The sequence below is a fragment of the Ruminococcus sp. RTP21484sp1_RTP21281st1_A8_RTP21281_210402 genome, assembly GCF_040914025.1.
GTDB lineage: Bacteria > Bacillota > Clostridia > Lachnospirales > Lachnospiraceae > Blautia_A > Blautia_A faecis.
Genome location: NZ_JBCPGE010000005.1, coordinates 1 through 6,813, shown reverse-complemented (window position 1 = coordinate 6,813; position 6,813 = coordinate 1). Strand labels below are relative to the sequence as shown.

The window sequence follows — 6,813 nt, the reverse complement described above, 5'->3', positions numbered from 1 at the left end:
GTGTAAAGAGTGGAGAATGCGTGCTTCAGGAGCTGGCTCACCGTCTTGGAGTACATAACATCCGTTTTCAGAATACAAGAGAGCAGTATGAGATTGATGACAGTTCACCATCTCTGATCCGTGACCCGAACAAATGTATCCTCTGTGGTGACTGTGTCCGTGCCTGCGAGGAGCTTCAGGGAATTGGAGCATTGAACTTTGCATACCGTGGAACAGAGGCTATTGTAATTCCCGCGTTTAATAAGAAAATCGCAGAAACCCAGTGCGTAAACTGCGGACAGTGCCGTGTATATTGTCCGACAGGTGCCATTTCCATTAAAACGCATATGGATGAAGTCTGGGAAGCTCTTGCAGATCCGGATGTACGTGTAGTAGCACAGGTTGCGCCGGCAGTTCGTGTTGCGGTAGGTGATCATTACAGTCTTCCGAAGGGACGGAGCGTTATGGGCAAAATTGTCAATGCACTCCACAGAATGGGATTTGACGAGATTTATGATACTGCTTTCAGCGCCGATCTTACTATTATGGAGGAGTCAGCAGAATTTCTAAAAAGAGTTGAGAAGGGGGAGAAGCTTCCACTTCTTACCTCCTGTTGCCCTGCATGGGTGAAATTTATTACAGACCAGTATAAGGATTATATCCCGAATTTGTCTACCTGCAGATCCCCACAGGGAATGATGTCTGCAGTTATTAAAGAATACTTCCGTGATCCGGAGAATGCCAAGGGTAAAAAGACCGTTATGGTATCTATTATGCCATGTACAGCCAAGAAGGCTGAGGCAATCCGTCCGAACAGTTTTACTGATGAGAAACAGGATACGGATATTGTAATTACAACCACAGAGCTGCTGCGCATGATCGATAACTTTGGCCTTGATTTTGCACAGTTAGAGCCTGAAGCATGTGATATGCCATTTGGATTTGGCTCCGGCGGAGGTGTTATTTTTGGTGTTACCGGCGGTGTTACAGAGGCGGTTCTCCGCCGCTTAAGCCCGGATCATTCCAAGGAGACCATGCAGGAGATTTCTGAGTGTGGTGTCCGTGGAGATGAGGGAATCAAAGAATTCACAGTTCCATACAAGGGAATGGATATCAATGTATGTGTGGCCAGTGGTCTTGCCAATGCAAGAACCGTTATGGAACGTGTAAAGAACGGCGAAGCAAACTATCATCTCATTGAAGTAATGGCATGCCGCCGTGGCTGTATTATGGGCGGTGGCCAGCCGGTACGGGCCGGTGACAGAACCAAAGCTGCAAGAGCGAAAGGTTTGTATAATGCTGACAATACTATGCTGATCAAGAAATCCGATGAGAACCCTATGGTTCTGGAACTGTATCAGGGACTGCTCAAAGGTAAAGAACACAAACTGCTCCATAATGATTTCTATTGATGCTGAAATATAGTAGCTGGACAGGCAATAATATGGTGCGCAAGAGCGCGCTTGAAAAGGCTCTTGAAAGCGGCTGCGTCAGCCACCGTAACCACCGCTACGCCTTCTTCCTCCGCCTTGCATATGAAGAGATCATCCTGCGTCAATATAGCAGAAACTTAATTTTCGATGTACAAGTATAATAAAAAGCCCGACTGCATATTATTTAGAGGAAGAGTATAAGCATTACACTGTAAACAAATCTTGCAGACCTTTAAATAATCAGGCAGGAGGGCTTTTTTGTATGGAAAATTTTCAGGTTTACCGTGATATACAGGCCAGAACCGGAGGCGATATATACATAGGCGTTGTAGGCCCTGTACGTACAGGAAAATCAACATTTATCCGCAGATTTATGGAACTGGTGGCTTTGCCCGGAATGGATGAAAAAATGCAGAAAGAGGTCAGGGACCAGCTTCCATTAAGTGGTTCCGGAAAAATGATCACAACTGTGGAACCCAAATTTATCCCAAAAGAAGCTGTATCAGTTGATCTTGGCGAAGACAGGAAGGCGAAAGTGCGGCTTATCGATTGTGTTGGTTTTCTTGTAAAGGATGCTGGAGGAAACGTTGAGGATGGTAAAGAGAGGATGGTAAAAACGCCCTGGTTTTCCAGGGCAATCCCCTTTCATGAAGCTGCAAAAGCGGGAACAGAAAAGGTTATCCAGGAACATTCTACGATCGGTCTTGTGATCACCACCGATGGAAGCTTTGGAGAAATAGCAAGGGAAAATTTTGTTCCGGCCGAGGAACAGACTGTGGCTGAATTGAAAACACAGGGAAAGCCATTTCTCATTGTAGTAAACTCTCAGTTTCCCTATAAAGAAGAAACCACTCAGATGGTTAACGGGCTTCAGAAGAAGTACCAGGTACCAGTTGTTGCGGTTAACTGTGAGCAGTTGAAAAAAGAAGATGTCGCATTGCTCCTGGAAAAAATCCTATATGAATTTCCCATTACCCAGCTGCAGTTTTTTATTCCCAAATGGGTGGAAATGCTGCCTGCAGACAGCGAATTGAAAAGCCAGATCCTTTCCCAGATTAAAGTGTGCATGAAGAAGCTTTTACACATTCGTGATGTTACCAGGGAATCGGTAAAACTGGAAGGTCCTTATGTACAGGATACTCTTCTGGATCACGTAGGTCTTTCTGATGGAACCATTCAGATACGGCTTCAGATAGATGATAAATATTACTATAAGATGCTTAGCGATATGAGTGGAATTCCCATGGAAAGTGAGTATGAGCTGATCCATACGATGAAGGAGCTTGCTGCAATGAAGGAAAAGTATGTAAAGGTTAAAGATGCCCTGGATGCAGTAAATAGCAGCGGTTACGGTGTAGTGGTACCAGAGCTTTCCCAGATTCAGCTGGAAGAGCCGGCTGTGATCCGCCAGGGAAATAAATATGGTGTGAAAATTAAATCAAAGAGTCCGTCTATTCATATGATCAAAGCAAATATTGAAACTGAAATTGCTCCGATCGTAGGTACGGAGCAGCAGGCAAAAGACTTGATTACTTATATTGGAGAAAGTGATGCAAGAGGAGAGAGCATCTGGGAGACGAATATTTTCGGGAAATCCATTGAACAGCTGGTACAGGATGGCATCCGCAGCAAGCTGACCATGATCAGCGAGGAAAGCCAGGTGAAGCTTCAGGATACCATGCAGAAAATCGTAAATGACAGTAAAGGCGGTCTTGTGTGTATTATCATATAGGTATTTTTATGAAAAAAGGCAGTATTGTTATAAGCACTGCCTTTTTTTATATATAAAATACTTTATGGGTACTTACCAATATACGGAAAACTGTGGTGCTTCCCTTTCCTTATCAAAGATTATTTATATCCATGTTCTTTTTTCCAGCGCGCCAGATATTCCACCTGTTCCTCGTCTGAAAGAAACTGTGAATAAGGATCATTTCCCGCCGCAACACAACAGAAAAGTACAAGCAGCTGCAACGCAAAAAATAAAACAATAAGTAAAATTACAGGCAACATAAAAACCTCCTTGTAAAGTTTATATAAAAGTCTTTACGAAAAAGTTAATTTTATACATCCATTTTTGGAAAACATGAAAAACCCAGTGTTTATGCGGGTTCGCGGACTTTTGTACCTATCGTAAAATGCCGCAAAATATCGTATTTTGGTGTAAAAATGGTGTAGTAAATGGTGTAGTAAAAAGGAAAATCGAATTGAACTTATAAGAGCATTAGCGGAGAAATCTACTGGTGCTCTTTTTATGTATATGTGCTCCTTTGGCAGTAAATGATATGGTTATAGTACGGATTATATGAAAGGCTGGCGAACACCATAGATAAATACTGCCCCGACTGTAAAGAAAAATTGAAGCGATATGATACTGTAAAACGAATTGTAAGAGGGAAGGATCATTCCCAAAAACTCGTTGCCATAGAACGTTATAAATGCCCGAAGTGCAAAACAATTCATAGAGATCTTCCAGAATATTTATATCCCTTTAAGCATTACGAGTCAGATATTATAGATGGAGTGATAGAAGGATTCATCAGTCCAGAGACTTTAGGCTTTGAAGATTTCCCTTGCGAGGAAACAATGAAACGTTGGAAGAAGCGGGGCATTAAACCAAGATTATGATGGAAAATTTTTCCACCGACTTTGTTTTAACATTTTCTAAATTCTAACCTAGAATAGAATTTAGAAGGAGGTAATACTATATGGGAAATATTATAAGAGCTGAAGTATCTGAAAGTAATCCATATTGGATTGAGAAACATCGTTATTACGAGCTGAAGCATTTTTGTCTTCAATATCCAACATGGAAAAGAAACTATGTATCACTAGATGGTCTGTCTAGTCGTTCTGCTAATTACGTGGCAGTTATAGCAAACAGCACAGTATGCGATCCGACTGCAAAAATCGGAATGCTGAAATCATATTTTTCAAAGCGTATGGATATGATAGAGAAAACGGCTGAGCGGACAGATACAGAATTGGCTAAGTACATATTAAAAGGCGTAACTGAGGGATGGTCCTACGATATTATTAAAGCTAGATTAGAAATCCCATGTTGTAAAGACTCGTATTACAACTTGTACAGACGATTCTTTTGGCTGCTAAACAAGGAACGGGGATGAAATTGCGCGATAAAAACAACTCCTATTATGAAAGGAGAGTGGTATTTATGAAGAATATTATCATTAACAATATTGACAAAATAACAATTGGAGTTGCAATATTGTCAATAAGCGGATTGTTGTATATTGTTAAAGAACTTAGTAAATATGACTGTTAATAGATTGAGCCAGCAATGGCTCTTTCTTTTCGCAAAGTTTACAAGGGCTAGTATGAAAGAATAAAACATTTATTTGAAAGGAGCTTTTTATGGAAACTAAAACAGAAACCAAAACTAGAAATTCATTCAAAAAGTTTATTTGCGACAACATTAATACGATTGTAGTATCGAGTCTTACTTTAGCAGGAGGATGCGCAGTTGGTTATGCTTTCGGGCATACGAAAGGTATCAGACTGGGGCAAGGAGAAATACTCACTAAGATTGTATCAAAAAGTTGCGGAGATGGACTTATTATGAATAATTCGAAGTTAGGTAGTTATATTTTCACAGCAAAGAAACTCAATTGATAATGCAAGTTTTTAGATTGAGTCTTAGAGAAATCTAGGGCTCTTTCTTTTATTCTAGATTAAAAACAGTACGGAGGCTACCACGAATCGTGTTATTTTGATAACTGAAATATTGACGGAGAGGAGGTGTAGCAGATGGAACTCATCATTTTATTGATAGGTATTCTTATTGGATTACTCATTGAGCGATACATATTTCAAGAAAAGCCAATTGGTTCGCTTCGAGTCGATCATTCAGATCCGGACAGCGGACCATATTTATTTCTTGAATTAGATCCTGGCGGAGCAAATGAGATTTATAAGAAGCAGCGTGTTTCATTGCGAGTGGAAATTAAGAATTATATTTCGCACAAATAGCACGTCCTATTATGAAAATCAATAATTTATCTGAAAGGAGATATCAGAAATGGATGAAAAGAATATTGAAGAATTATTGAGTGAGGAAATTGCAAGACAGATTAAGGGGTTATCTGAATTTGCATCCGGAAGTAAAGAAAAATCAATGGCAATTGATGAATTAGCTACACTTTACAAGCTAAGAATCGAAGAGAACAAAAGCGAATGGGATGCTGATGAGAAGTATAATTCTCGTGTTGCTGATAATGAGGCAAAGGAGCGAGATGAAAAACTTAAACAGCGGCAGATCGACGAGCAGGTTAAAGATCGATATTTCAAAGCTGGTATTGCTGGAGCAGAGCTTCTGTTACCATTGATATTCTATGGCATCTGGATGAATAAAGGATTCCGATTTGAAGAAACTGGAACAATTTCATCACAGGTATTCAGAAACTTAATCAACCGTTTCAGACCAACCAGGAAGTAAAAATTAATGTTCAAAGCGTCGAGGGCAATGGTACAAGCCCTCTTCGTTTTACGCGTCAAAATCATTGGCTACTATGAAAGGAGATGAAATATATGAGAAATATTTATATTGAAGTACCAACAACTACAAATGAGGTGATGATGAGCATACCTTACAGAAACGATGAACTATTGGGAAAAATTCATGTAATCTTTACAGAATTGGATGAATCCAAGGTTCGCATCGTAACTGTTCGAGCTAAAGACAGTGAAGACGACAAAGACTGGTCGATTCAGAGTAAACAGGTGATGAGCAAAAATATGCGAACTGTAGAATTCGATTTCGATTTCAGAGATGACGATGGAATAAAACTTCACGTTTCAACGAAAATAATGCTCTCATACAGTCACAGATGCATAATGGTTGACTGGTAAACTTTGATGGAGATGCTTACAATTATGTTTGCATCTCCTTTTATTTTTTGCGTGAAATTTACAAGGACTATTATGAGAGAATAAAGCTTTATCTCTTGACCAAAATAATACCGACGGATATACTGTGATATACAGATATGTACGACGGTCTATATGCGAAAGGAGATATTTAGCTATGAGTATTTTTAATGAAGAACTTATCAATTCTATGAAAACTGGCAAATACATTTGTCATGAGTGCGGAAATTTAATGGAATTTGAAGATGAAAAGTGGCGGGACACTTTAGTGTGCCCGAATTGCGGTCATAGCGTAGATTTAGATCACTATGGCTGTGAAGGAGAAGAAGAATATGAAAGTTTATATCCGACACTGGAAGAAGTCATAGAGTCCGATAAGTAAATACGTATAAGCTAAAAGGAAGAGTCTTGGAGAAATCTGAGGCTCTTTTCTTTTTGCGTGTGTCCAGCAAAGCTGGACTACACTTGCCGGTGTAAGTCCGGTCACGGTAATCGCCAGTGAGCCGTGTAGTTA

10 protein-coding genes are annotated in these 6,813 nt (G+C 40.0%); 9 read left to right on the top strand and 1 reads right to left on the bottom strand.

Annotated features, from left to right (window positions below):
- Positions 1 to 1,391 (top strand): [FeFe] hydrogenase, group A (locus AB5170_RS03270; RefSeq protein ID WP_368365041.1); only part of this gene is annotated, 1,391 nt, incomplete at its 5' end.
- Positions 1,392 to 1,674: 283 nt separating this feature from the next.
- A complete protein-coding gene (gene spoIVA, locus AB5170_RS03265) occupies positions 1,675 to 3,144 on the top strand; it encodes a stage IV sporulation protein A (RefSeq protein WP_173718664.1) in 1,470 nt (489 codons plus the stop codon).
- A 119-nt stretch (positions 3,145 to 3,263) separates the two neighbouring features.
- Here the strand turns inward: spoIVA and AB5170_RS03260 are convergent, their stop codons facing one another.
- Positions 3,264 to 3,425: a hypothetical protein gene (locus tag AB5170_RS03260; RefSeq protein ID WP_173715531.1), complete on the bottom strand. Its 162-nt coding sequence runs from the start codon at positions 3,423 to 3,425 to the stop codon at positions 3,264 to 3,266.
- Positions 3,426 to 3,725: 300 nt separating this feature from the next.
- Here AB5170_RS03260 and AB5170_RS03255 point away from each other — a divergent pair, with 300 nt between their 5' ends.
- The 7 genes from AB5170_RS03255 (at position 3,726) to AB5170_RS03225 (ending at position 6,681) form a co-directional block, all read left to right on the top strand.
- Complete coding sequence (locus AB5170_RS03255) at positions 3,726 to 4,040, top strand: DUF6431 domain-containing protein (protein WP_255610494.1); 315 nt, start codon at positions 3,726 to 3,728, stop codon at positions 4,038 to 4,040.
- Between the two features lie 80 nt (positions 4,041 to 4,120).
- A complete protein-coding gene (locus AB5170_RS03250) occupies positions 4,121 to 4,540 on the top strand; it encodes a hypothetical protein (RefSeq protein ID WP_227198770.1) in 420 nt (139 codons plus the stop codon).
- Positions 4,541 to 4,787: 247 nt separating this feature from the next.
- The gene (locus tag AB5170_RS03245) at positions 4,788 to 5,045 is read left to right on the top strand and encodes a hypothetical protein (RefSeq protein WP_347160843.1); all 258 of its coding nucleotides are present in this window, start codon (positions 4,788 to 4,790) and stop codon (positions 5,043 to 5,045) included.
- Positions 5,046 to 5,180: 135 nt separating this feature from the next.
- Complete coding sequence (locus AB5170_RS03240; protein WP_347160842.1) at positions 5,181 to 5,402, top strand: hypothetical protein; 222 nt, start codon at positions 5,181 to 5,183, stop codon at positions 5,400 to 5,402.
- 49 nt (positions 5,403 to 5,451) lie between these two features.
- Positions 5,452 to 5,868 carry a hypothetical protein gene (locus tag AB5170_RS03235; protein ID WP_195982756.1) on the top strand — a complete coding sequence of 139 codons (417 nt, stop codon included), beginning with the start codon at positions 5,452 to 5,454 and terminating at the stop codon, positions 5,866 to 5,868.
- A gap of 92 nt (positions 5,869 to 5,960) precedes the next feature.
- A complete protein-coding gene (locus AB5170_RS03230; RefSeq protein WP_195982757.1) occupies positions 5,961 to 6,281 on the top strand; it encodes a hypothetical protein in 321 nt (106 codons plus the stop codon).
- A gap of 175 nt (positions 6,282 to 6,456) precedes the next feature.
- Positions 6,457 to 6,681, top strand: coding sequence for a DNA-directed RNA polymerase I (locus tag AB5170_RS03225; RefSeq protein ID WP_195982758.1), 225 nt, complete (start codon positions 6,457 to 6,459; stop codon positions 6,679 to 6,681).
- The last annotated feature ends 132 nt before the right edge of the window (positions 6,682 to 6,813 follow it).